Annotated in this window: 20 protein-coding genes and 1 pseudogene; 11 read left to right on the forward strand and 10 right to left on the reverse strand. The window is 58.8% G+C overall.

Features of this window, described 5'->3' with window-relative positions; all coding sequences use genetic code 11:
• Positions 1-8: 8 nt before the first annotated feature.
• Entirely contained in the window at positions 9-422 is a 414-nt protein-coding gene (locus tag NHF48_RS00765; RefSeq protein WP_253069943.1) for a very short patch repair endonuclease, read from the reverse strand.
• Positions 423-1363: 941 nt separating this feature from the next.
• Between NHF48_RS00765 and NHF48_RS00770 the strand changes: the two are divergent.
• The 7 genes and pseudogenes from NHF48_RS00770 (at position 1364) to NHF48_RS00800 (ending at position 10530) form a co-directional block, all read left to right on the forward strand.
• Positions 1364-3698: pseudogene (locus tag NHF48_RS00770) on the forward strand (type IV secretion system DNA-binding domain-containing protein).
• A gap of 2 nt (positions 3699-3700) precedes the next feature.
• Positions 3701-5011 (forward strand): MobF family relaxase, encoded by a 1311-nt coding sequence (mobF, locus tag NHF48_RS00775; RefSeq protein ID WP_253069944.1) that lies wholly within the window; start codon positions 3701-3703, stop codon positions 5009-5011.
• 53 nt (positions 5012-5064) lie between these two features.
• Complete coding sequence (locus tag NHF48_RS00780; RefSeq protein ID WP_253069945.1) at positions 5065-6963, forward strand: ATP-dependent DNA helicase; 1899 nt, start codon at positions 5065-5067, stop codon at positions 6961-6963.
• A gap of 73 nt (positions 6964-7036) precedes the next feature.
• Positions 7037-7519, forward strand: coding sequence for a DUF2726 domain-containing protein (locus NHF48_RS00785; RefSeq protein WP_263816571.1), 483 nt, complete (start codon positions 7037-7039; stop codon positions 7517-7519).
• A 427-nt stretch (positions 7520-7946) separates the two neighbouring features.
• Positions 7947-8249: a hypothetical protein gene (locus NHF48_RS00790; protein ID WP_253069948.1), complete on the forward strand. Its 303-nt coding sequence runs from the start codon at positions 7947-7949 to the stop codon at positions 8247-8249.
• The gene (locus tag NHF48_RS00795; RefSeq protein WP_253069949.1) at positions 8239-8997 is read left to right on the forward strand and encodes a hypothetical protein; all 759 of its coding nucleotides are present in this window, start codon (positions 8239-8241) and stop codon (positions 8995-8997) included. Before NHF48_RS00790 ends, NHF48_RS00795 begins: the two co-directional genes overlap by 11 nt.
• An 849-nt stretch (positions 8998-9846) precedes the next feature.
• Positions 9847-10530 (forward strand): ParA family protein, encoded by a 684-nt coding sequence (locus NHF48_RS00800; protein ID WP_253069950.1) that lies wholly within the window; start codon positions 9847-9849, stop codon positions 10528-10530.
• 489 nt (positions 10531-11019) lie between these two features.
• Here NHF48_RS00800 and NHF48_RS00805 read toward each other — a convergent pair whose 3' ends face one another.
• Positions 11020-12054: a hypothetical protein gene (locus NHF48_RS00805; RefSeq protein WP_253069951.1), complete on the reverse strand. Its 1035-nt coding sequence runs from the start codon at positions 12052-12054 to the stop codon at positions 11020-11022.
• Between the two features lie 150 nt (positions 12055-12204).
• Here NHF48_RS00805 and NHF48_RS00810 point away from each other — a divergent pair, with 150 nt between their 5' ends.
• Together NHF48_RS00810 and NHF48_RS00815 are read left to right on the forward strand one after the other, a co-directional pair.
• Positions 12205-13440 (forward strand): integrase, encoded by a 1236-nt coding sequence (locus tag NHF48_RS00810; protein WP_253069952.1) that lies wholly within the window; start codon positions 12205-12207, stop codon positions 13438-13440.
• Positions 13441-13945: 505 nt separating this feature from the next.
• A complete protein-coding gene (locus NHF48_RS00815; protein ID WP_253069953.1) occupies positions 13946-14551 on the forward strand; it encodes a response regulator in 606 nt (201 codons plus the stop codon).
• Positions 14552-14643: 92 nt separating this feature from the next.
• On the opposite strand, the gene NHF48_RS00820 is transcribed toward NHF48_RS00815, so the two are convergent.
• Together NHF48_RS00820 and NHF48_RS25645 are read right to left on the reverse strand one after the other, a co-directional pair.
• The gene (locus tag NHF48_RS00820) at positions 14644-17457 is read right to left on the reverse strand and encodes a PAS domain-containing hybrid sensor histidine kinase/response regulator (protein ID WP_253069719.1); all 2814 of its coding nucleotides are present in this window, start codon (positions 17455-17457) and stop codon (positions 14644-14646) included.
• Positions 17396-17743, reverse strand: coding sequence for a hypothetical protein (locus NHF48_RS25645; protein ID WP_446741101.1), 348 nt, complete (start codon positions 17741-17743; stop codon positions 17396-17398). The genes NHF48_RS00820 and NHF48_RS25645 overlap by 62 nt, the downstream gene beginning before the upstream one ends.
• On the opposite strand from NHF48_RS25645, the gene NHF48_RS00825 reads away from it, so the two are divergent.
• Positions 17624-17893 carry a hypothetical protein gene (locus tag NHF48_RS00825; protein ID WP_263816573.1) on the forward strand — a complete coding sequence of 90 codons (270 nt, stop codon included), beginning with the start codon at positions 17624-17626 and terminating at the stop codon, positions 17891-17893. The two genes, NHF48_RS25645 and NHF48_RS00825, sit on opposite strands and share 120 nt — an antisense overlap.
• A 337-nt stretch (positions 17894-18230) precedes the next feature.
• Here the strand turns inward: NHF48_RS00825 and NHF48_RS00830 are convergent, their stop codons facing one another.
• From NHF48_RS00830 to NHF48_RS00845, 4 genes are all read right to left on the reverse strand, one after another.
• Positions 18231-18443, reverse strand: coding sequence for a DUF4287 domain-containing protein (locus NHF48_RS00830; protein ID WP_253069721.1), 213 nt, complete (start codon positions 18441-18443; stop codon positions 18231-18233).
• A 410-nt stretch (positions 18444-18853) separates the two neighbouring features.
• On the reverse strand, positions 18854-19369 hold the full coding sequence (locus NHF48_RS00835; protein ID WP_253069722.1) for an RNA polymerase sigma factor: 516 nt from the start codon (positions 19367-19369) through the stop codon (positions 18854-18856).
• 95 nt (positions 19370-19464) lie between these two features.
• The gene (locus tag NHF48_RS00840; RefSeq protein ID WP_253069723.1) at positions 19465-20268 is read right to left on the reverse strand and encodes a YihY/virulence factor BrkB family protein; all 804 of its coding nucleotides are present in this window, start codon (positions 20266-20268) and stop codon (positions 19465-19467) included.
• 6 nt (positions 20269-20274) lie between these two features.
• The gene (locus NHF48_RS00845; RefSeq protein ID WP_253069955.1) at positions 20275-20775 is read right to left on the reverse strand and encodes a MucR family transcriptional regulator; all 501 of its coding nucleotides are present in this window, start codon (positions 20773-20775) and stop codon (positions 20275-20277) included.
• Between the two features lie 305 nt (positions 20776-21080).
• Here NHF48_RS00845 and NHF48_RS00850 point away from each other — a divergent pair, with 305 nt between their 5' ends.
• A complete protein-coding gene (locus NHF48_RS00850; RefSeq protein WP_263816574.1) occupies positions 21081-21212 on the forward strand; it encodes a hypothetical protein in 132 nt (43 codons plus the stop codon).
• 348 nt (positions 21213-21560) lie between these two features.
• On the opposite strand, the gene NHF48_RS00855 is transcribed toward NHF48_RS00850, so the two are convergent.
• Both NHF48_RS00855 and NHF48_RS00860 read right to left on the reverse strand, forming a co-directional pair.
• On the reverse strand, positions 21561-21686 hold the full coding sequence (locus NHF48_RS00855; RefSeq protein ID WP_263816575.1) for a hypothetical protein: 126 nt from the start codon (positions 21684-21686) through the stop codon (positions 21561-21563).
• A gap of 250 nt (positions 21687-21936) precedes the next feature.
• Positions 21937-22803, reverse strand: coding sequence for an outer membrane protein (locus NHF48_RS00860; RefSeq protein WP_263816577.1), 867 nt, complete (start codon positions 22801-22803; stop codon positions 21937-21939).
• Positions 22804-22872: the final 69 nt, after the last annotated feature.

Consider the following 22872-nt stretch of genomic DNA (forward strand, 5'->3'; position numbering starts at 1 on the left):
ACTTTCCTTTACGGGATCAAAAATGCTCTGAGACGGGCACTTAAGATTTCACGGTCGCGGCATTCGCACTCCCACACCACAAGCTGGCCCCACCCTGCCCTATCAAGCGCCAAACTCGTCCGCTCGTCGCGAAGACGGTTCTGATCAATCTTATTCCGCCAGAACTCGATTCGGGTTTTTGGAAGCGCCCCTTTCCGGCAATTTGCATCATCGTGTCCATGCCAAAAGCACCCATGCACGAGGATTACCCTCCTCCGAGGACCGAATACGATGTCCGGCGTGCCGGGCAAATCTTTCCGGTGAAGCCGATAACGTAGACCCATGCCGTGAACGAGCCGGCGGACCACAAGCTCCGGTTTCGTATCCTTACTACGCACGCGCCGCATTCGCTCTGAGCGATCCGCTGGAGACAGGATATCCATCCACGATAGATAGGACGACTTCGCGTCAGAACCATTGGCTCATATCCGCACAAAACGGAACGGCGCGATTGAGGCGCGTGACCGGCAGCACTGCCTCTGTGCGCCGCCAAAATTGAGCGAACTTACCGGGCAGGTATGCGGTAGTTTTCAACTTGCCGTCGCAGCCAGGAACCCAACCGCCACCAACCACCCTACCGTACTTCGTCAGAGAGTCCGGAGCCTGGCAGGGCTATAATGGCTATTTGGTCCCAAAACCGGATCAAATTAGGAACATTGTCCAGTTGCGCAGGCTATTCCGTCCGCGCTCACGCGCGGTAGAAGCCGTTAGAAAGCTGAAATCGCAGCGCAATTTCCCATTTGTCTCGCCTCCCAAATCAAAACGGATCGATGGGCAATTGACAGCACACCCTTGCAAGCTGCGCTTGCTTTTTCCCGTTGGATATCAGGACCTTAGAAAGGCCATGATAGTGTATACAATGTCTTACACTTTGTCTTACAACGTAATACGTCCCAAAAAGCGCAGATTTCCGCCGTTTCCTGCGTAAGACACCGTAATACGGCTTATGCCCAAGCCACGATATCGAGCTTGTTGTAGCCGCGTTGCAAAGCTATAAGGAACGTCCTCCTAAGGACCCATCAGCCTCTCTGCTAGGAGGCTGGTTACTTGAGTACCTCACGCCCTTATACCCTTCGGGTAGCCGGTGATCTGCGTGCCCGTATAGAGGCAGAAGCAGCCAAACTGGAGTGCTCGCCGTCGGACCTAATTCGTCGGGCGATCGAACAACACCTTGATAGCCGAAAGCTGCTTGAAGGCAGCGAGCGACGCCACTTGCGCGTGACCGAATATATGCAGGTCGCGCTCGATGCGATCATCCGGGAAAACCACCCGGAATTGCGCGAGACGCTCGTCCTCGAAGCCGACCGTCGCATGAAGCTTCATCATGGCGCGTGATGACCCCAAAGCGCCCCGCCAGGACATCCGTAACGACCGGCGTCCGATCCCCCAGAAGCACCATAGCGCGCGCGGTGAAGCACCGCGCAATTCGGGCAACTTCACCCGTGGCAGCCAGCTTCTCAATACCCAGGTCCTGATGTGGCTACAGGGTGCCAAAATGCCGCTCTACATGTGGCTTGGCATCTTCGTCATCGCCTACTCCACGATCCTGTCGCTCACCCTCGACGAGAACAACATCCAGCTCATCTCGATGCGTATCCTGTCCAAGCTGTGGGACTGGATCTCGTTCGACGAAATGAAGCGCATCAACCTGCGTCTGCCCGACAACAGCGTGCGCCACACCTACATGGGCTACGTGCCTTACGTGCCAGAGGTCATCCTCGCATGGGACAAGGCCGTGAAGGGGTTCATGGGCTCGGTCGCGATTGCCTCGTGCATCACCATCCCGCTGTCGATCTGGTACGTCGATTTCTCGGCCCGTCGCGGCAAGGCGATGATCCAGGAGCGCCATGAGCGCGGCGCCATGCTGGTCGAGCGCGATCTGCTCTATTCCGAGATCGCCCAGCACAACAGAATCGAGTTCGTGAAGGAAGCCGCAAAACTCTTCCCGGACAAGACGCCGGAACAGGTCCTGAAACTGAAGTTCAAGGCCCGCAAGATGGGCGGGATCCACCACCCCCTACACCGTTGCCGGCATCCCGTTTCCACACCGTCTTGAGCAGTCACATTTCATGACGCTCGGCACCACCGGGTCCGGTAAAACGACCGTGTTCCGCAAGCTCCTTAAGGAGATGCGCGAACGCGAAGATACCGCCGTCGTGTTCGATCTGACCGGAGCCTATGTTGAGGCGTTCTACGACCCGACACGTGACACCATTCTCAACCCGGCCGACGCACGCTGCCCGGCCTGGACGATCTTCAACGACTGCCGGACCTATAGCGAATTTACCGCTGCCGCTGGAGCCCTGATCCCCTCCGATGGCGGAGCGGCCGATCCGTTCTGGGCACTCGCTGCGCGCACCCTTTTCATCGAGATGTGCATGAAGCTCATCGAAAAGGGGCTGACGTCCAATCAGGCGCTCGCCGACAACCTGATGACCGCCGACCTCAAGCTGGTTCACAAGCATCTCGCCAATACCATCGCCGACCCCATCACGGCACCCGAGGCAGCCAAGATGGCGGAGTCGATCCGAGCCGTCTTTAATACCAACGCGCAGGTCCTTCGCTTCCTGCCCGATGACGGGCCGCAATACTCAATCAAGGACTGGATGACGGCCGAGAAAAAGCCCGGCTCGATCCTCTTCATCACCTCCAACTACACCGACCTTGAGATGAACCGGGCGCTGCTCACGCTCTGGTCGAACCTCGCCATTCACGCGCTGATGACGATGAAGAAGACCCGCAATCTGCGCACCTGGTTCGTGTTCGACGAATTGGGCGCACTCCACCGCCTGCCGGCGATCGAAGACGGCCTCCAGACCGCCCGTAACTTCGGCGGTGCAATGGTCCTTGGGCTGCACTCGTTCGACAAGCTCATCCAGGTCTACGGCGAAGAGAATGCCCGCAATCTGTCGTCGCTCGCACGCACCAAACTGATCCTCGCCGCAGCCGACCTCGACACCGCCGAACAGGGTGCCCGCTACATTGGCAACCGCGAGATCCGGCAGATGGATGAGGGGTACAGCTATGGTTACAACAACACCCGCGACGCCTCGACCCTGACCCCCCGTAAACAGATCGAGCCGCTGGTCATCCCCGATGACATCATGAATTTGCCCAGCCTGCACGGCTTCGTGAAGTTTCCCGATGGCTTCCCTGCTGCCCGCATCCGCCTGGAATGGGAACATTACTCGACCGTCGCCGAGGGCTTCATCGAGCGGAAACCGGCTAAGCCGGACGAGCCTGGAAGGGTGGTTCGCGGAGGTGGTGGCAAGCCGCAGAGTGGCGACGACGATGTTGGACGTGGCGATGTGCCCGGTTTGACAGAAGAAGAGGTTGAGCCGGCAAACGTGGCCAACACCTTCGCCACTAATATCCTGTCGCAGCCGACTGAGAACGAGGTCGACAATTCGCGCGACGCTACACCGGTTGAAGCCACCGCCAGAACCGAACCGCCGGTGCTCGTCCAAGACATGCGTGAGCGTTCCGGCGATGACGATCGCAAGGACCGCGAACGGTCTCTGGAGGGTAAGTCCGTCCAGGCGCGCAGTGAGGACCAGCAGCGCCAGAAAGACGATCCTACGCCGACCGGAGAACGGCCGGAGGACCTGTCGATCCGGGAGGCGCGCGATGCCTTCCCTGATGACGGATACGGGATGTAACGATGCACTCGATCGCATCCGTTAAATCGGCATCCGGCGCCGCAAAATATTTCACCAAGGACGATTTCGTCAGCGGCGAATATTACACCGACGAGAAGGCCGGTGACGTCAGCATGTGGGGCGGTGAAGGCGCTACCGCAGCTGGCCTTACCGGCACCGTTTCGCAGGAGGCATTTGCAAAGGCGCTGAGCGGTGAGCTGCCATCTGGTGAGAAGGTCGAGGTCAGGGACGGTCGGCGTCCCGGTTTCGACCTGACCTTTTCCGCTCCGAAGTCGGTGTCGGTAATGGCCTATATCGCTGGGGATAAGCGGATCCTCGGCCCCGATGGTGCCCAGACCAAAGCGGTTCAGCAAACCATGGCCTGGGTCGAGAAGAATATCGCGGCCGGCCGGATCACCAAGGACGGCAAGACCGAAACGTTAAAGACCGGGAATCTGGTCTATGCACTGTTTCAGCACGACACGAGCCGGGCGCTCGATCCTCAAGCGCATATCCACGCGATTGTCGCCAACATGACGCAGATGCCCGACGGCAAATGGCAGGCCCTGGATGCCCAAAAGCTATGGGCCAGCAACACCGTTATCGGCTCGATCTACCATAGCTTCCTCCGCAACGAGCTGGAGAAGCTTGGCTATCAGACCCGGATGGACGGTAAGCATGGCACGTTCGAGATTGTCGGCGTCCCAAAAGCGGTTCTGGAAGTCTTCAGCCAGCGACGCGAACAGATCATGGAAAAGGCGGCCGAGCTAGGCATCGTCTCGCCAAAGGGTCGTGATGGCGTAACCGTCAACACGCGCGATCCAAAGCTGAATGTCGAAGACCGCGACGGGCTCGTTCTCGACTGGATGGCGAAAGCAGCGGAGCAAGGCTTTGACGGCAAGAAACTGCTCGAGGGAGCGTTAGAGAACGCCGCCAAGGCGGAGCAACGAGAGAACGCTGGCCCAATCGGACGCGGCTACACTGTGATTGCAGACGCAGTGAAAGTCGCAATGGAGACCGTATCGGGATTGCTACGGTCACCGGACCCACTGGTCGACCGCGGTTTCGTTCGCCTCGCGCAGTCCACCGGCCAAGCTAATGCGCAGCTTGCTGTCGCCTCCGCGATCCGCAGTCTCAGTCAACGCGAAGCGGCGTTCGATAAAGACAAGGTCGCCAAGAAGGCCCCTCGACTTCGGTCTCAAAGGCGTCACCATCGACCATGTCGAGGCGAGGGTCGAGCAGCTCACCGAGAGGGGCAAACTCCTATCCGGAGAGATTACCCACCAAGGTCAGAAGGTCGATGCGGTCACGACACCAGAAGCGCTTCGGACTGAAGAGAGCATCCTTGCGCGGGTGCAGGGGGGGTAAAGACGCAGGTGCCCCGATCGTGGCACCCTCGGAAGCGCCAGACCGGCTGCAGGCCGCCTCCCCTCACCCCCTGAACGAAGGACAGCTCGCAGCCGCTACGCTGATCGTCTCGACCTCGGATCGCATCGTTGCGGTCCAGGGCATCGCCGGCGCCGGTAAGTCGACCATGCTGCAGGCGGTTGCCCGCGTCGTTGAGTCCGAGGGCAAATCGGTGATGGGCTTGGCATTCCAGAACAAGATGGTCGCGGACATGAAGGAAGGCATGGCGCGGCCGGACGCCATCCCCACTCGCGAGATGTCCGTCGATCAGATGCAGGATTCTGGGGTCAAAGCCGAGACGATCGCTCACTTTATCTGGCATAACGAAAAGCACGTCACCAACCCGAACACGCCGGAGGCTCAGGCGCGTCGTGACGAGTTGAAGAATACGATCATCGTCGTCGACGAGACGTCGATGGTGTCGAACCGTGACATGCTCAAAATGCTGACGATCGCAGAATCGCTCGGCATCGAGAAAGTCGCACTGATCGGCGATCGCCAGCAGCTCCTCCCGATCGATGCCGGCAAGGCCTTTGCCATGATGCAAGCCGACAAGATCGGCATGGCTCGCATGGATGACAACCTTCGCCAGCAGACTGACCAACTGCGCACGGTCGCGGCGCTGGCCAACATCGGCAAGGCGGGGCAGGCCATGAAGGTGCTTGGCGACAAGGTCGTCGAGCATGAGAATCCATCGGCGCACGCCTCCGACCTGTGGCTGGCCCTGTCACCGGATGAACGTGCCAACACGGCCATTTTCGCGTCGGGCCGCGAGACCCGTGCAGCGATCAATCAGGCGGTGCAGAAAGGCCTGAAGGACGAGGGCGCGCTCAAAGGTGACGGGCTTTACATCGCCGTCATCCAGAACGTGAACATCGAGCGTGAGGACCTGCGCTACGCCAAGACCTACGAGAAAGGGCAGCGGCTGGAGATCAAGGGCTCGGTGCCGGAGCTTAAACTCGAACTCGGTGTAGCCGAGGTGCGGCGAACCTTTGCCAACGGCAAGGTCGAGATCGTCAAAAACGGTAAGTCGATCAAGTTCAGCCCTCAGAAGATCGATCCGATGATCGACAAGGATCGTATGTCGCTCGCGACGATCGAGACAATCCAGATCCACGAGGGCGACCGGATTCGGTGGACTGATAACGACAAGGAGCGCGGCATCTACAATGCCTCGCTGGCCACGATCGGCGGCATTGAGAACGGCAAGGTCACGGTCGAACTGGCGAACAAAGACCAGGTCACGCTCGAGAAGAACGACCCGATGATGCAACGGATGGACCTCGCCTACGCGCTCAACATGCACATGGCGCAGGGCATCACCGTCAACAAAGCCATCACGGTGATGCAGAGCTTCGAGCGCAATTTGTCGAACCAGCGGCTCTTCAACGTCGGTGTCACCCGTATTCGCCTCGACCTGACCATGGTCGTCGACAGCCAGCAGAAGCTCGAGATGCAGCTGGATAAAAACCCTGGCGACAAAACCTCTTCGCTGGAAAGCCTTGGCCGCCTCGATATCGATGGTGCTGCCGTACAGACCAAAGCGGCCGACGATGCGCTCACCAAAGCAATGGAGAGCCTCGACGAGGCGAGCAGCGAGAAGATCCTGATCGATCCCGCCAGCCTCGACATGACCGACCTACCGCCAATGGGCGCGTCAACAACCGACTATTCCGACATCAAAAACCTCGATGGGGAAATGCCGTCGATCAAAGACGGCCAGGACGCTGATCGGCGTGATGCTCGCGCCGATCGGAAGGACGACGAACTCGGCATGCGTCCGCTCGACATGGACGACCTCAGCGCCCTTCCTGCGATGCTGAAATCAAATGAGCAGATCCGCGGGCTTCCAGAGAAAAACCTCAGCTTGGATATGTGAGCGCAGACATGACGATGGAAAGCTATCCTCTCTCTACAAAGGCCCTCTGACCATGGACAAAAATATCGCGGTCGTGATCGCCTTGCTCGGCGTATTCATGATTTTGAAGGCGCTAACTGGCGATGGCGCTAGCAGCGGGGGCAGGCGACCGCAGGCCAAGCGGTTCATGACCCCTCGCGAGCTGGCAATGCTAGATATCCTTGAACGCTGCCTGCCCGAATACCGCTTTCACGCGCAGGTCGCGATGGGTGCGCTGCTAAAGGCCCCTCCCCGACTGATCGGCAAAAGCCATCCTGCCGATCGCAATGCCTTCTCTCAGAAGATCATTGATTTCGTGGCGCAGGACCGAGTGACCGGCGCGATCGTCGCGCTGATCGAGGTCGATGACGCGAGCCACAATGCGCAGCGAGACAGCCGGCGCGACGCAATGACGTCCCATGCAGGCTACCGCACAATTCGCATCGGCCGCGCTGTCCAGCCCCGGGTCCACGAGGTTCGGGTCGCAATCGCGCCGCTTTTCCAGGCTCACGCCATTCAAGGGAACGCTTCGTCATGAACATTGCCGTCGTTCGCGGACTTCGTGCTTTCGAGTACAATTGGATGGCCTCGAGACTACACTTAGTCCCTATCAGAACAGTGTGCCCAACGACACATCGGGAACAGCGGGAGGTGAGCCATGGGGCTGGCTGACCGCGACTATATGCGAGCGCCACCCAGGCAACGTGGCCGTACAACCCGTCTCGATGCCGCGCCGACCGACGGTGTCATCTGGGAGGCAACGGTCAACTCTTGGCCTACAGCCAGACCGCGACACCGCCATCGCCGCCTGATGGGGATAGCATTCTGGATCGCGGGCGGGACTGCGGTCTTCACGGCCCTGTGGGCGATCGCCTGCGCGATGATCGGAGCCCAGTGGCACGGCCAAGGCACCACCTTCACGTCGCACACTACGCAAAGCAATTCACATACCGAGGAGGGTAATCATGCAGCACGCCGAAAGTGAACCGTCGTCGGCCGAGCTGCTGACGCCTGATGCGCCGTCCGACACGGACTTGGCGGTCAGCTTCCGGACTCAGTCATTCCACCTGATGCAAGCGCATCCCATCGCCGCTGCGCATCTGGTGCTGGCTGCCGCTTCGATCGCGCCCACCTGCGCGGCCGAGCAAGACGTCGCTGACGAGTTTTCGTTCGTCATCGTCGATTTCGTCCAGCAACTCGGTGTTCTCCACCGCCGTGCCGTCAACAGGCGGGCACAGGAAAACGCGGGGACTGGTCATGGGCATTGATGACCGCGACTATATGCGCGAACGCTATCGGGACCGTCAGGGAAAGGCCGCCGCCAAAACAATCTGGAACGATCGCAAAGCAAGCGTCGAGCATTCGCACGACAAACAAGGAAAAGCGGTACCGCTTGGCAGCGCGAGTTGGATCGGAGGCGGTGGCAACGGCAGCGGAGTTGGCCCTGGCTGGTTCGATACAGCCAATCGTCGATTCGAATATCAAAAGAACCGGCGTCGTCCGAAACGACATGATCGGACGCACCCAGCGCAAAAATGGATATTCCTCATATGCGCGATTCCCATCTTGATCCCCGCCTACCGTGAGGCAAAACGCTCTGGCTGGTTTCCCGATCGCGTGGCTGAACTGCCCTTCCTAGCGTCCGGAACCGTCACGGTCAATAATAGCGTCGATCCAAAGACGGCGACGTCGAAAATTGGGGTGACAGCGGCGGATGCAAATGTTGTCGTACAGCTGTTTGATCGGAAGACCGACGTGCACGTCATCTCCGTCTATGTGAACCGTAACGAGGATGTATCCGTGCCGGTGCCACCCGGCACTTACCGGATGAAAATTATCGAAGGGGACAAATGGCACGGTCCGACGACGTGGTTCGGTACGTCGACCACCTATGAGACTGTGGTGCGACCGATGGTCTTCACACGGCGAACCAGTCGGATGATCGACTTACATCGGTCGCCGGCTGGCAACCTGCACACCAGCATCAACTTTACCAACCCAAAACCGCTCAACTGAACAAGGGGAACACACATGAATCGGACACTCGCAAGCCTTGGGATGCTTGCGATCGCCCCCCCTCCCCTCCCCCCTCGCGACGGCGCAAAAGCTCGTTAAGGGCGGCAGCGGCATTGATGGCGACATGGAGGTGCCTTGCGTTGACCGATCGCTAGGGACAATCGCGCTGAGCTAGAAGCGTACGCGGTGAAGCCTGCCGACGGGCTCTTTGCCGTTATGGTGGCTCTGATTTGGGTGGCTGACGCACAGAGCGGTGGATTCCCGGGTGTTGCCCCCCTCCCCCTTTGCTGAAGCTGTTGGTGTCTTAGTCGGGCGATCCCCTGCTCGTCGCCTGCGGAGAGGGTTTAGATGGCCTTCAGCGCGAGCGGCAGCTTGCTGCGGCAATCAGGCTGCGCTGAAGGCGGCAGATTACCTATTGAATGCAAAGCTGCTCTATTCCGACAACGATCCTGGCAGCAGCGGTGGTCGTCTAACTCCAGCAGGCCACAACGTAGGCCAGTGGCGAGGGTGGATATCCGCAGGATATCCTTTTGATTTGGCCACCATAAGGATATCCAGTTAATATTCTTTGGGTTGCAATCATCTATTGGACACCATATCCATATGCCACCATATCCATATGCCACCATATCCATATGCCACTATAGGCATAGGCTACCCTATTCATAGGCAACCATATCCATATGCAACCATATCGTTAGGCGATCCAAAGGCTGCCAAAAGGATATCCATCGTATATGTATTGCGCTATCAATAGGGTTTCGATAGGCCTCCAGCAGCCTATGCGTGGCCAATCGATCGCAATAGGCAATTAGTAGCCTAGTAAAATGTTAATGAGGAAACGCAGGCATGCCAGCGATATCAGTAGCAAACCCGAAAGGGGGTGCCGGCAAAACGACCCTTACGTTCATTCTCGCTGGGGAGTTGGCTCGCAGCGGAGCGTCGGTTGTCGTCGTCGATGCTGATCCAAACGCGATCATAGCGAAGTGGGGCGCCAGGCGTACCGCTGAGGGGAGGGCACTTCCGTTTGAGATCGTAGCAAGCCCTAAAGAGTCAGAGCTAGTAAAAGTGCTCGACGCCCTCACAGAGGAGAACGACTTTGTTTTAATCGATCTTGAGGGGACTGCTTCGCGAATGACATCACGAGCGCTTGCCCGCTCTCACTTGGTACTGATTCCGTTCAATCTCTCGCCGATTGACGCAGAATTAGCAGCTAATGCCGTTGGTTTGATACACGAGGAGGCGGAAGCCTTAGGCCGCGTTATTCCGTACCGCCTCGTCCGGAGTCGTGACAACGCGGCGATTGAGACGAAATCTGCGAAACGAATTACCTCAGCAATCAAGGACGCTGATCTACCCTTGCTCAGCAAGGGACTGGTAGAACGAGCGGCTTACCGTGACGTATTCGATTTTGCATCAACATTGGAAGAACTGACCGATGAAAAGACTTCAGGACTTGCGGCAGCCAAACGAAACGCATTCGAAGTTGCGTACGCAGTCGTAGAGGCTGTGCGTGAGGAGACTGACCGATGAGCGGTTATGGGTTCAAGAAGCCTAATGCGGCATCGGCTGACGAAGTCGCCGACAAAATCAATCTTTCCGGCCTCTCGAAAGCGCCCCTTCGTATCGATCGTGTGAGAGAAGAGGAGGCAGTTGCGCGTGGCGCCGCAATGGGGTTCGTCGATCGCGCCCAGGGGGAGGGGCGAGAGTGTCTCAGCTCGACCTAGCCGACGTCGGCGGGAAACCGTCGCTCAGGGAAATCTCTTTATTAAGGGTCCACAAGAAACACTCGACTGGTTCGTTGAATTTACCAACGAGCGTGGTCACCGCTCTTATTGGCAGGCACTTGAGGAACTGCGGGCACTTACCACGAAGGGTTAGGATACTTCTAGGCACCGAGCCTCCTGCAAGTAAGGCAAGCGAACGGGCTAATAATCTTCGTGGGTATCCAAAAATCGCACTGGCTAGTTTCGTTTATCGAGACCCCGTGTGAGGAGGCGGTCAATCTCTGCCATTGCGATCTCAAGATCCGCAGCCGCTGCACAAAGCGGACCGTGATCGAGGGACGCAGACGGCGACGGAGACGAACCGGGGAGGGCGGGGGGATACCAAACCTCCCGTTTCGAGCCCAACGAGTCTCGCAGCAGCAAGCGCGCGCGCCTGGATATCGGCACCGGCGCGCGACAAGCTAAGTGCGCGCATGAGCTGCTTGCGCGTGGTCGGACCGAGCGCCGCCAAAAGCGTCCAAGCCTCAAACGCACGGGCGTTGCGGGATAAGCCGGCGAGGGCCTCACGACCGCGACCCAACACCGACTCTATGCGCTCCAAATTCGTGAACGCGGCCAACGCTTCATGCGTGCTATGGTCGACGAGCGCGGCAGCCCGCTGGGCATCCGTGACATCGAGGCGAAAGGCCGTGCGCGGGACTATCCCGGTAACCTGTGGGACGATGCCGCGTGCAACAAGCACAAGGTTCAGGGCCCAGCATCCGGCCGGCTCGGACGCAATGTAATGCCGCATCGATCGGGAGGGCAGGGGGAGAAGCGCCTCATGGCCAGCGCCTTCGGCGAAATCGGGCGCGTGGATCAAAAGGTCGACCGCAGCCGCAGCGCGCGCCAGCCCGTGGAGCGGATGATCCGGACCAACGTACGCCACTCCGCAGGCGCAGGTGAGGGGGCCACCGGCAGCCGCCTGCGCCACCGCGTCCTGGGCGGCGTTGAGCAATGCCAGCGCATCCGTCTCGAAACCGCGCGTAGCGTTGACCATGCGAACGACCACCGTCGCAGCGTCGGCAATTGCTGGTTCCCCGTGTGCAGCAAGCCAGAGCACGACGGCGTCGCGGCGGGGGTCGTCGGTCAGGAGGATCGACAGGGCGTCTGTAGAGGGCTGATGGGCGGGGCCGACGTCGCCAATGCCGGCATCGCGTCGATACGCGCGCCACGCGTCGGCCACGGTAGCGAGGCTCGCAACCTTGCGCATTTCTGGGGAGGCAAAGCGGATAGCACCCGCCAATCGACCGAGCGCGTAGCCGAGCGAAGCTTGATCAGCGGACGTCATCGTGGCAACCATATGCTAGTAATCACGCAATCACTAGGCCGTGCTATCCGCCAATTATATGCACTTACCATAATCGGACATTATGGTAACTACATGAATGTGCTACGAAGCCGGAATGCAGGGTAAATCGGACCAGCGGGCAGGTGCCGCATGAGCGAAATCATCGTCCACCGCACCGACGGGCAGGGGCTTCCGGTCAGGGCACGACATGGGGTGGTCGAGCCGATCGATGCCCGCGTTACCCGGTTGCTGGGTCTTGCGCTGCCCGCTGATGCTGGCCCTGTCAGCGAGATCGGCTTCGCCGCGCAACTTGGCGCGATGGCAGCAGCGAGCAAGGCGGCACTGGCTTCGGACCTGACCTGCTATCTGCGTTGGTGTGAGGACATCCGTGTCGCCCCGCTGCCCGCTGAGCCCGAAAACCTGGTCCGCTACGTCGCTATGCTCGAGACGCGCGGCGCCAAGCCCGCGACGGTCGCACGGCGGGTCGCCAGTCTTGCCACCGCACACGGCCTGTCAGGGATGCAGGAGAGGGGGCATGCGCCCACCAGCCACGTCATGGTCCGCGCCGCCCTCAAGGGCATGCGCCGACGGCGTGGCGCTGCTCAGCGTCAGGCTGCCCCGTTGCGCTTCGGGGCCTCGCTAGACCCCCATACCAAGGGGTTCACGCTGACCGCGCTGCTCGGTGCCTGTGGCGGCGATTTGCAGGGCTTGCGCGATGCTGCACTACTGTCGCTCGGCTATGATGCGGGATTGCGCGTCAGTGAACTCGTCGCGGTCACCGTCGCGCACATCGATCCGCACAGCGATGGATCGGCGCTCCTGTTCATCCCGTCGTCCAAGACCGATCAGGAAGGGCAGGGGGCCTGGGGCTGGCTGTCCGCGGACACTATGCGCCGGGTCGGCGCCTGGCTGGTCGCGAGCGCGCTTACTGAGGGGCCTGTTTTTCGCCGCGTCGGGGTAGATCGGCGCCGTCTGCGCGCCGCGGTTCCGCCGATGGCGTACGAGGCAATCCCGGGGCACACGCGGCACTGGCAGGAGAAGCTCAAGGGGAAGAAGGCCGAACCGGCGAGGACGGTCTACACCGTCGGGACGGCCCCGCTTAGCCGGCAGGGTGTCAACGGGATCTATCGGCGCGTGGCGCTGAGTGCATTCGATCAGGGGCTGGTCGAGATGCCGATCGCGAAGGTTGAGGAGGCGGCGCGTGCCTTATCGAGCCACTCGCTACGCGTCGGGCTTACGCAGGATCTGTTTGCGGCCGGCGAGGACGGTGTTGGCATTGCACAGGCGCTGCGTTGGTCTTCACCGTCGACCGCGCTACGCTACGGACGCAAGCTTGCCGCTAGGAGCAATGTTGCGGCACGCGTTCTGTCGCGGATCAGAAGCTAATCATTGTTTTTGAGCAAAAACGTGATCGCTACTTATTCGGCATTGAAATCGTTAGAAAAAATGGTCATCCATAGGAAATGCGCGAAAGCCTTTCCCTGACCGCGATCGCTCATGCACAAGGCATACAGGCAGGGAAAGCGGGAACGACGCCGTTGGATTGCCCATGGCCCACCCGGAATTACGAAGCATGCCAAGCGTGGTTCGCAGGCTACAGCGTAGCGATTATAACACCACAAGCTTCGCTAGTCCGCAATGCGAACGGGTCATACGGGATCCCCGATAATTGCTCCGCGGGACGGAGCTAAAAAGTAGCGTAAGGCGGCTGTTCGGATAACAGCATTCTACGAATAGCCGGACTTTACCGTTGCCTGGTTGAGGATCGGCGCCCAAATCCGGACCCCGCTTTGAGCGAGGCAAACATGCATAATTCTTAGAGAAATATGGCTATGAGTGGGTACCGATCGGGACCCCTGCCTTGGTAGAGATTCGACGCACGATCAATAGCTTGGCAAAAATCTACCGGGGTCCCGCTTTGGACGCCGATCTACAGCAAAGGGTCGAGCGCGGCGACTTGCGGATTGATGCTGCTGCTATGGTACTCGGCCTGGGCCGGCGCCAGGTGTTCAGGCACCGCGACGTAACGAACAACGCACCCGTTGCCGCGGCTCTATTATCCCCACCGTTCGTTACTTCCCCCTGCAGGAGTAACGCGTTGAATCACGTATTAATTATTGAACACGAGCCAATTATCGCGCTCGCTATTCAAATGGCATTAGAAGATGAGGGCGTCACAAGCTTTGACGTTGCGGCAACCGAGCAGGATGCCGTTGCGCTGGCAGACGAGCATCTGCCCGCCTTTATCACTTCGGACGTTGCTCTCTTGGAAGGCACTGGCCCGAAGGCGGTCGCCACCATTCTCGGTAGGCACGGCAGCATTCCCGTACTGTTTCTGACAGGCCACCCAGAGGATTGCGTACCGGTCACCGTACCGGCTGTCGTGCTGACCAAGCCGTTTAATCCTCGCCAAGTGGCAATGACCCATCGTGCTTTAACGAATGATAAGCCGGCCTGGCCACGCAGTTCTGTTGGGAACGAGCAGCGTGCGACTTGAGTGTTCACGATGTACGTTCCGATTATGCCGGTAGATTGACGGGCAGTTCGAGGGTCGCGACGTGCCGCTGCGTTGTTCAAGGCCACCTTTGCCTAATTCGTGATCCGTTTGCGTTCTAATGCTTGGTTTAGGGTCTGTGCCAGCTCCGCGATCGAATATGGCTTACGAAGTAGTTCGTATCCCTTGGTCCCCTCCTGTGCGAGCACGTGGCTGTACCCACTGGTCAGGACGACAGGTAGGTTGGGGTATAGCCGCCCGATCTCGGCTGCCAGTTCGATGCCTGACCGGCCCGGCATGACGACATCGGTGAAGACGATGTCGAACCGGTCGGCGCCATGCTCCAGCTCGGCGAGAGCCGCGTCGGCATCAATTGCCAGATGAGAGTCATGGCCTAGTTCAGCCAACGCCTGGGTAGCGAACTCCCCGACTTCGCTGTTGTCCTCGACAACGAGAATACAGCCAGCGGTCATCTCCGAGGTTTCATCGCTCTGACCAACGACCTGAGACTCCTGCTCCGTCGTTAGGGGCAGGTAGAGTGTGAACGTCGTGCCCTTTCCGGGTTCACTGTCGACGGTGATCTCACCGGATGACTGCTTGGCGAACCCGAACACCTGACTGAGCCCCAAGCCGGTGCCGTGGCCAACGCCCTTGGTGGTGAAGAACGGTTCGAAAATATGCTCGATGTCGGCTGCCGAGATGCCTGCGCCGGTGTCGATAATCGAGATCGCGACATAATCACCGAGGACTTGCGGGTGGTTTCGCACGGACGGAAGTTTATCGATGGTACGAACAGCAATGGTGAGGCTTCCCTCACCGTCCATCGCATCGCGGGCGTTAACCGCCATGTTGACGATGGCGGTGTCGAATTGGCTGGGATCGGCCAGAACCATCGCTCGATCTTCGGGAAGGTCGTAAGCTATCGCAATCCGTGATCCGACGAGCGTTCGCAGCATGTCGCGGAGCGAAGCGACGTTGGCAGCCGCGTCGAACACCTGTGGCTTCAACGTCTGACGACGCGCGAACATCAAAAGCTGGCTCGTAAGCTTGGTCGCGCGCTCGGCCGTGTCGGCGATCGCATCGACGTAGCGCACCCGGCGTTCTTCGCTGAGGCTTGGACGTCGCAGGAGGTCGACCGAGCCGCGGATGACAGTCAGCAGGTTGTTGAAGTCGTGCGCGACGCTGCCGGTGAGTTGCCCCACCGCCTCAACCTTCTGCGCCTGCCGCAAGGCATCTTCGGTCTGTCGAAGGGTTGCTTCCGCCTCCATTGCCGCTGTCACATCGCGGCCGATACGGAAGACCTCGTGCTCGCTCGGCGCGGCTACCCAGGATATCGAGCGGTAACTGCCATGCTTGTGACGGACGCGAACGATAAAGCCAGGCAGGCTGTTAGTTTGCACCATCTCAAGCGCCTCCTGAGAGGCGGGGACCTCTTCAGGATGGGCCAGTTCAATGGCGGACATGCCGATCAGCTCACGCTGCTGATAGCCGAGCACCGTCGTCCAAGCTGGATTAACGCGGCGATACCGCCCATCGGCGTCGATGAGAACCAGCAGGTCGGGCGAGGCATTCCAAAGGCGTTCGACCTCTGCCTCGCTCGCCTCCACCTGTCCGGCGAGATCGGTGGCATGATGCCGCAGTTCGCGCTCCACCCCCATTCGCTCGCTCTGATCGAGCATGGCCCCAATCATTCGGATCGGGCGACCGGTCTCATCCCGAATGACGAAGCCTCGATCGCGGATGTCCGCATAGCTGCCGTCGCCACGCCGAAAACGATAGTCGTCGGTCCAATCCGTTCCGTCATGATCGATCACGGCGTGGATGCTGGCGTCGATGCGAGCGCGGTCGTCCGGGTGGATATGGTCGATCCACCAGGCTCCTGTCGGATCGACTGCTGCAAGCTGATGGCCATGGGCACGCTCGATCGCCTCGTTCCAGGTGACGTGGTCGCGGACTAGGTCCCAGTCCCAGATCGCATCGTTCGTAGCGCGGTTTGCGAAGCGCAGCCGTTGTTCGGTCTCACGCAGCTTTGCCTCGGCCGATCGTGCTGCGGTAACATCCTGAACGGTGCCGAGAAGGCGGACAGCCTTGCCGTCCTCGAAAAACGCCTGACCGCGCGCGGCGACGTAGCGCAGCTTGTCGTCCTCGATCCCGATGGTTCGATAGTCGATCTCGAAGACGCCGTTGCCGCTCGGGTCTAACGAGCGCGCCACGGCCGCATCGGCAGACACGCGATCATCAGGGTGTACTCCACGTATGAATGCCTCGGCATACGTGATGGGTGCGCCCGGAGGCAGGCCGAACAGGGCTCGGCATCTGTCATCCCAGCTCAGTTCATTGCTCGTCAGGTTATAGTCGAATGTGCCGAGGCGTGCCGCAGCCGTGACGCGTTCGGCTGTCGCGCGAGCTGCCTCCAACGCAGTTCGCGTCGCATGTTCCGCAGTGACATCGCGGACGGCTTTGACGAAGCCGGCTTTCTCAGTTCCTTTCAGTGGCGTCATCGCACCGTGGGCGAAGAGACGGCTACCGTCCTTACGCAGGTGCCAGCGTTCGTCAGATGCTCGTCCTTCTGCTTGGGCAGTTGAAAACTCTTTTGCAGGGACGCCAGCTTTGCAATCTTCAGGTGTGAAGAAGCGTTCGGCACTATGGCCGAGCATTTCTGCCTCGGTCCATCCAAACACGCTTTCGGCGCCCTTGCTCCAGCTCGTGATGATGCCGTTAGCATCCATAGCGATGATGGCGTTGTCGATCGCGGAGTCGACGATCGCATGGTAGCGATCCTCGACATCACGGAAACGCGAGTGCGCTTCACCAAGTGCCAGCGCGTGGTCGCGCTCCTTGATAGCGTCACTGGTCTCGATCAGGTCGACCACCTGCTCGGCTAGAAGCGATAAGGCTTCTGTCTGCATGGGGTCGAGGCCGTCCGGGCGAGCGATAGTATCGATGGCGCACAGACTGCCAAGGGCATACCCCCGCACGCGTGACCAGCGGCGCTCCGGCATAGAAGCGAATGCCCGGTTTATCCCTGACCAGCGACATGCCCGCGGTACGGGAGTCCTTGGACAAGTCCTCGATTTGGAAGACGTCGCGCTGTTGGATGGCGAGGGCGCAGACGGAAGTATCGAGCGACGTCTGATCGACCTCAACGCCAGCCTTGGCCTTGAACCACTGCCGGTCAGCGTCGATCAGGCTCACCAGCGCGATCGGGACCCGGCAAATATTTTGCACCAGTGCAACGATCCGATCGAAGCGCGGATCGGCAGCTGTATCGAGAATATCGTAGCGCTTGAGAGCGGCCAGTCGATCTCTATCTTCGCCTCGCTCGTGGCTTTGATCGTCGTTTGACATAGTGTCTTCAAGTTAAACGGAGGGTGTAGGTGCGATGGCGGCGTCCCCCCTGATCGCCCGCCTATGGCCCATATAGCATCGTCGCTGAAGCTACGTCATCTTCCGAAGGATCGTGCGACACGTGGTCTCGTGTGTGTGCACTTTCTGGGCGGATGGAGGCCAAGGTGACGATGGACCGGCTGTCCAGCGTCACCTTGGCCACACCATGTGTTACAACCGACCGGGACTGTTGTAAAAAAGCCTTACGCCTGCCCTGATCGTCCCGAATGGGATCGAGTTTCGGGAATGTCCGGGTTGGGGAAGAAAGCGGACGTTCGCCCGATCGCCGCTTCGATTAGTTCTTGGCTGCTGCCAACGTGTGCGCGACCAAGGCGTTCGCGTGACCATGACCCATCCCGTGGTCGGTCTTCAGCATGGCAACCAGATCCATGTGCTTCGCTGGGAGGTTCTGGCGCACCAACGCCTGCCATTCAGCGATCGGGCGACCATACTTCTTCTCGATGGAGGGGAAGTAGGATGAGGGGCCTTTAACCGGTGCATCCGCCATAGCTGCGCAACTCCGACGTGGGTTCTTGCAACATTATCGCTCGCCTCTTCTCGAACCGCAACGGCGGATGGAACGACGCCTAAACTCACGGACGTCCGCTATTGGGCGTTCTCGCCCGATCTGGCTTTCTCGGCGGGAATGCTCAATCGGGAATCATTGCTTGCCGGCGACAAGATCGATCAGACCCCATCGGTTGTCATAGAAGACCATGGTCAAGACTAACTGATCGAATGACGCCGACAGCAAAGAAGCGGCCGGTTGATGTGATTGTCCCCACCAAGCCGCCGCTGGGTAGGGACAATCACCCATATCGCGGGTTCAGTGAAAGGATGGTCGGAAAAATACGCTAAGCCCCGCAATCACCTCGATTGAGCTACAATTTTGAGATTTTTCCTGGCTGTCGCTTACCATCAACCATCATGTAATATTCGAAGTTGTATGCGCCCACGCATTAAACGGCTTTTAAATGCGCCAATCGATATTCCCGTCTTCTGGGAGGCTTCTTCCATCGAAAATCCCTCAGATGCTAGAACTATAGCGCTACTTTGTTCGGTCGGTAATTTACTAAGAGCTTTGTAAATGTCTTTCAACGTGACAATTGTTTCTTGAGAAGGTTCGGTTATAAGTAGGGGATCAAGATCATGGTCGTCGATATCGACCATCAACCACGATCTGCGCGTTCCAGATATAAATCTGTTTCGCATTACGATTCTTATCCAAGCCCCAAGGTTCGTTCCCGTCTGAAACGTATGGCGGGCTGCCCAGCATCGAAGCAATGTATCTTGAAAGAGGTCGTCGGCATCAGCTTCCCCTCTCGCTAGATATCTCGCATATCTTGCCATCGATTTATCATGTGACGCCAGCATCTTGGCAAAATCGGCATCTTCGACAGTGCGGCAGCCTTCGTGTTTAATGTTGATCTGCAAATCGCACCCCTATTAGCAAGTGCTGCAAGCTCATTTTGCCTTCGAGTGATACGCTTGCACGTCCAAAGCCGCCCCCAGCAGAAAAGAATAGACGCTTAGCCATAGCCGGTCAGTGCGACGATCACGGCACTCAGCGAGCCATACGCCGCGCCGTAATTGCCGAAGTTGGATACGTAGAGGCTGAAACCGGCGCTTGCGAGCAGCCAGACTGCGGTAGCGGTCACCGTGCCTAGCGTTGCAATTCGCAATCGTGCTCGTGGACGATAGGGCCCAAAGCGGAACAGCAGCGATGCGCCTGTTATCACTATTATGGCTAGCAGGAGATAAGTCGCGATCCTGATCAGAACCAGAACGGCGTCTGGGAACCAGGGAACTAGCGAGCCGACAAATGCCGCTACGGCGCTCGCTCCGATGCCGACGAACACCAACAATATGCCGCCTAGGACGACCGCGAAAGAGGTGAGGGTCCATACGATAAAGTTGCGCTTCTCCGTGACCTCATAGGCGACGTTGAGAGCCGTCATCATCGATGTCGCCGCTTTGCTACCGCCATACAGGGCGATCAGCAGCGCCGCGACAAGACCAAACCCTTTCTTGCCCTGCGATCCTGAGACCACGGTGTCCAGCTGCTGACTGATCAGGACGGCCACGTCTTTGGGAACCGCTGCGAAAAGATCTCTAATGTTGCCCTGCACCGTCTGGGCGTCAGCAAACAGACCGTAGCTCAAGACAATCGCCGCCAAAATCGGCGCGATCGACGCTATGATATAGAAGGCGGCCCCGGCAGCGATCATGCCTAAATTGTCGTCGTTGGAACTGGCCCAGGCGCGTTTGAGGGTGCCCCACCAGTCATTACGGAATGATCGCCAAAGGTCGGCGGAAGAGAGATCCAGCTTCATCCAATATTACTCTGATGCTCCGTCGTCAGCCTTGGGTTTCGGCGCTGGTTTTGCAGCCTTTGCCTTGGTGGCATTTGCCTGACCTGGCTTGCGACCCAAGCCGATCTTCTTTGCCATTGCGCGACGGCTTTCCGAATATGTCGCGGCGACCATCGGATAATCTGCCTTAAGGTTGTAGCGCTCGCGATACTCTGCGGGCGTCATCCCGTTCGTCGCAAGGTGACGCCGCAGCGTCTTGTACGATTTGCCATCGATCATGCTGATGATGTGATCCGGGCTGGCCAGCGATTTTCGGGCGGTCACTGCGCCGACATATTCCTTAGCTTCCTCGGCAGGCACCTCGGGCGTCTGCGAACCACCAACAAGCGACTGAACGCTGGCGTGCATCTGAGACAGGAATGCTGGAACGTCATCAGCGGACGTCCGCGTATTAGGGTTACTCAACCACGCAACTGTCAATTCGGTGGCGAGCTCGACAGCGTTGGGCTGATAGGTATCATCGGACATAAAAAGCTCCATGTAGCTGACAAAGCTATATACTATGGCCTGCATGGCAGACGACGCAAAATTGTTCAGAGAACGAGCCGAAGCGGAGCGCTTGGAAGCGAGCACTGCCGTTCTACCAAACGTTCGAGACCGCGCATTGCGCGCTGCTGAGCGATGGGACCAGATGGCTGAGCGAGTTGAGCACACGCAAAAATTAGCCGCAGGGCGCAACGACCGAGACTAATGGTGGTAGCCTGACCACAGACCAATTTCGCACATTAGACGAGCACGGTTCCGGTCGCTGCGGTCTCACGCTAGAACGCCGCATGGATCGATCGCTTATCTACGCGCACGGCAAGGCATTGGCGCTGTTAGCAGCCGTCCTTCATCGTTCTGGCGTGGTGCCGGCCGCGGAACTCGGCGACCTGATGGCCGGCCTCTCATATATCGAGGGATGATCTTGAGCAGAGTGCTATACTCGCGATCTGGTCGGATTTTATCAAAGATGCCGCGAATTTGAGTGACGATCTCGTTCCATAGCGCCGTCACGGATAGCTACTGAGGCTCCCCAATAGCGAAGGTCAAGTGGGGAATATCCAGCTCGCCGCCCTGAAAAGCACTGGTGTTGGGTGCCGTTTTCTCGAAACCTGTTCCCAAATCGATTTTCTCGAAATTGCCTAAACGACACGGAAAAACGGGAATCCTTAGCTGACCGGTTTTAAACTATGCTTTGCCGATAGTGCCAAGGGAAGAACCCAAGCACTGGGACCCCGGTCTTCCACCACTAACTTGAATGTTGCCTCGGATCATTGAGCCAGAACGTTGAGCCTGAACATCTTGGTTTGAACGGCTGAGATCGAACGATTCATTGCTTTGGCAATTTCAGGCGCCGTTTCGCCCGCCTCTAAGCGCTGGCGAAGCTCCAAGGTCATGGCTGGGGACCAGCGACAGCGTACTAGCACGTCTGTGCTCGAAATAATAATTTCATAGTATAACTCTTAACCAAATAACGAATATTTTGTTTTGAGTTGTGGATCGAGCGAGTCACCGACTAAGCTACGGTGGCAATCAGCACTTCAAAATTAGAGCTAAAGTTCTCTGAACATCCAACCTTCACAGCAGAACCGGATCTGCATTTCCCGGAGGGGGTGTCTCGCCTCAGATGGACGAGACACTCGTATACTAGAACCTGAACGCAACCGTTCCACGCAGGCTATGCCAGCGGAAGTTGTCATCGCTGCGGCGGAAATCGGTGCCGCTGGTGTTGGGTGCAATCAGGAACGGGTTGTTGGCGAGCAACACAGGGCTGCCGGCGAGCGCCGTGCCTGCCGTAACGCGGACGCGTGCGTCATTGTCCTGATATTGGTGAAACATGTATTCCATGCCGATCGAGATGTTCTTCGTTAGCTTCTGCTCAATGCCGCCACCGCCGAGAATGCCCCACTGGTTCTTTGAGCCAGAAGCCGAGAACGCGTTCGCGGTGTTCGTCGTGAAAAACAGGTTGTCGATCTTGGCATAGCCCGCACCGAACGTGCCGTAGAACAGCGTGGTGTTGACTGCGTACCCAAGGCGACCGCGGGCAGAACCTTCCCACTTCAGCTTGCGCGCCATGGTGTAGCTGGCGGGCGTCGTCGAGAAGCCTGAAGTGCTGTCGGTGATCTCGGATTTGCCGAACTCACCGACGACGCCGATGACAATGTTGCCGCGCTGAACGTCGAAGCCAGCGCGACCATAATAGGCCCAGCCGTCATCGTCGTTGCGGCAGCCATACGCCGCGGCCCCAGTGCGGGCGGAGCCGTTGCAAAAGCCGGGCGAAAAGGCGTTGGCGCCGGTGATTGTGTTGACGCTGTCGCCGAACTGGCCATCGCCGTTACGATCGAACAGGATCGACGAACCGACATCGTTGCCCTGAACGTCGTAACCGCCGGCTGCACCGATATATGGGCCCGAGAACGGCCGGTCCTGCGTGACTTCCTGTGCCTGGGCCGGAACGGAGAAAAGGCTCGCAACGGCGAAACCGGCGAGCGCGGTAAGCTTGGTGTAATGCATCATGGTCATTCCCCGGACGAGGGCCGCGGCGATCTCAATGAACGCCGCGACCCTATTTTTTCTGTATTA

This window comes from Sphingomonas sp. H160509 (assembly GCF_024124765.2).
In the GTDB taxonomy this organism is placed as follows: Bacteria; Pseudomonadota; Alphaproteobacteria; order Sphingomonadales; family Sphingomonadaceae; genus Sphingomonas.

What these genes read in the sequence shown, in the direction of transcription:
- NHF48_RS00765 (WP_253069943.1), bottom strand. Translation starts at nt 422, where the DNA reads ATGGATATCCTGTCTCCAGCGGATCGCTCAGAGCGAATGCGGCGCGTG.
- mobF (WP_253069944.1), top strand. Translation starts at nt 3,701, where the DNA reads ATGCACTCGATCGCATCCGTTAAATCGGCATCCGGCGCCGCAAAATAT.
- NHF48_RS00790 (WP_253069948.1), top strand. Translation starts at nt 7,947, where the DNA reads ATGCAGCACGCCGAAAGTGAACCGTCGTCGGCCGAGCTGCTGACGCCT.
- NHF48_RS00795 (WP_253069949.1), top strand. Translation starts at nt 8,239, where the DNA reads ATGGGCATTGATGACCGCGACTATATGCGCGAACGCTATCGGGACCGT.
- NHF48_RS00800 (WP_253069950.1), top strand. Translation starts at nt 9,847, where the DNA reads ATGCCAGCGATATCAGTAGCAAACCCGAAAGGGGGTGCCGGCAAAACG.
- NHF48_RS00805 (WP_253069951.1), bottom strand. Translation starts at nt 12,054, where the DNA reads ATGACGTCCGCTGATCAAGCTTCGCTCGGCTACGCGCTCGGTCGATTG.
- NHF48_RS00810 (WP_253069952.1), top strand. Translation starts at nt 12,205, where the DNA reads ATGAGCGAAATCATCGTCCACCGCACCGACGGGCAGGGGCTTCCGGTC.
- NHF48_RS00820 (WP_253069719.1), bottom strand. Translation starts at nt 17,457, where the DNA reads ATGCAGACAGAAGCCTTATCGCTTCTAGCCGAGCAGGTGGTCGACCTG.
- NHF48_RS00830 (WP_253069721.1), bottom strand. Translation starts at nt 18,443, where the DNA reads ATGGCGGATGCACCGGTTAAAGGCCCCTCATCCTACTTCCCCTCCATC.
- NHF48_RS00840 (WP_253069723.1), bottom strand. Translation starts at nt 20,268, where the DNA reads ATGAAGCTGGATCTCTCTTCCGCCGACCTTTGGCGATCATTCCGTAAT.
- NHF48_RS00845 (WP_253069955.1), bottom strand. Translation starts at nt 20,775, where the DNA reads ATGTCCGATGATACCTATCAGCCCAACGCTGTCGAGCTCGCCACCGAA.
- NHF48_RS00850 (WP_263816574.1), top strand. Translation starts at nt 21,081, where the DNA reads ATGGATCGATCGCTTATCTACGCGCACGGCAAGGCATTGGCGCTGTTA.
- NHF48_RS00855 (WP_263816575.1), bottom strand. Translation starts at nt 21,686, where the DNA reads ATGACCTTGGAGCTTCGCCAGCGCTTAGAGGCGGGCGAAACGGCGCCT.
- NHF48_RS00860 (WP_263816577.1), bottom strand. Translation starts at nt 22,803, where the DNA reads ATGCATTACACCAAGCTTACCGCGCTCGCCGGTTTCGCCGTTGCGAGC.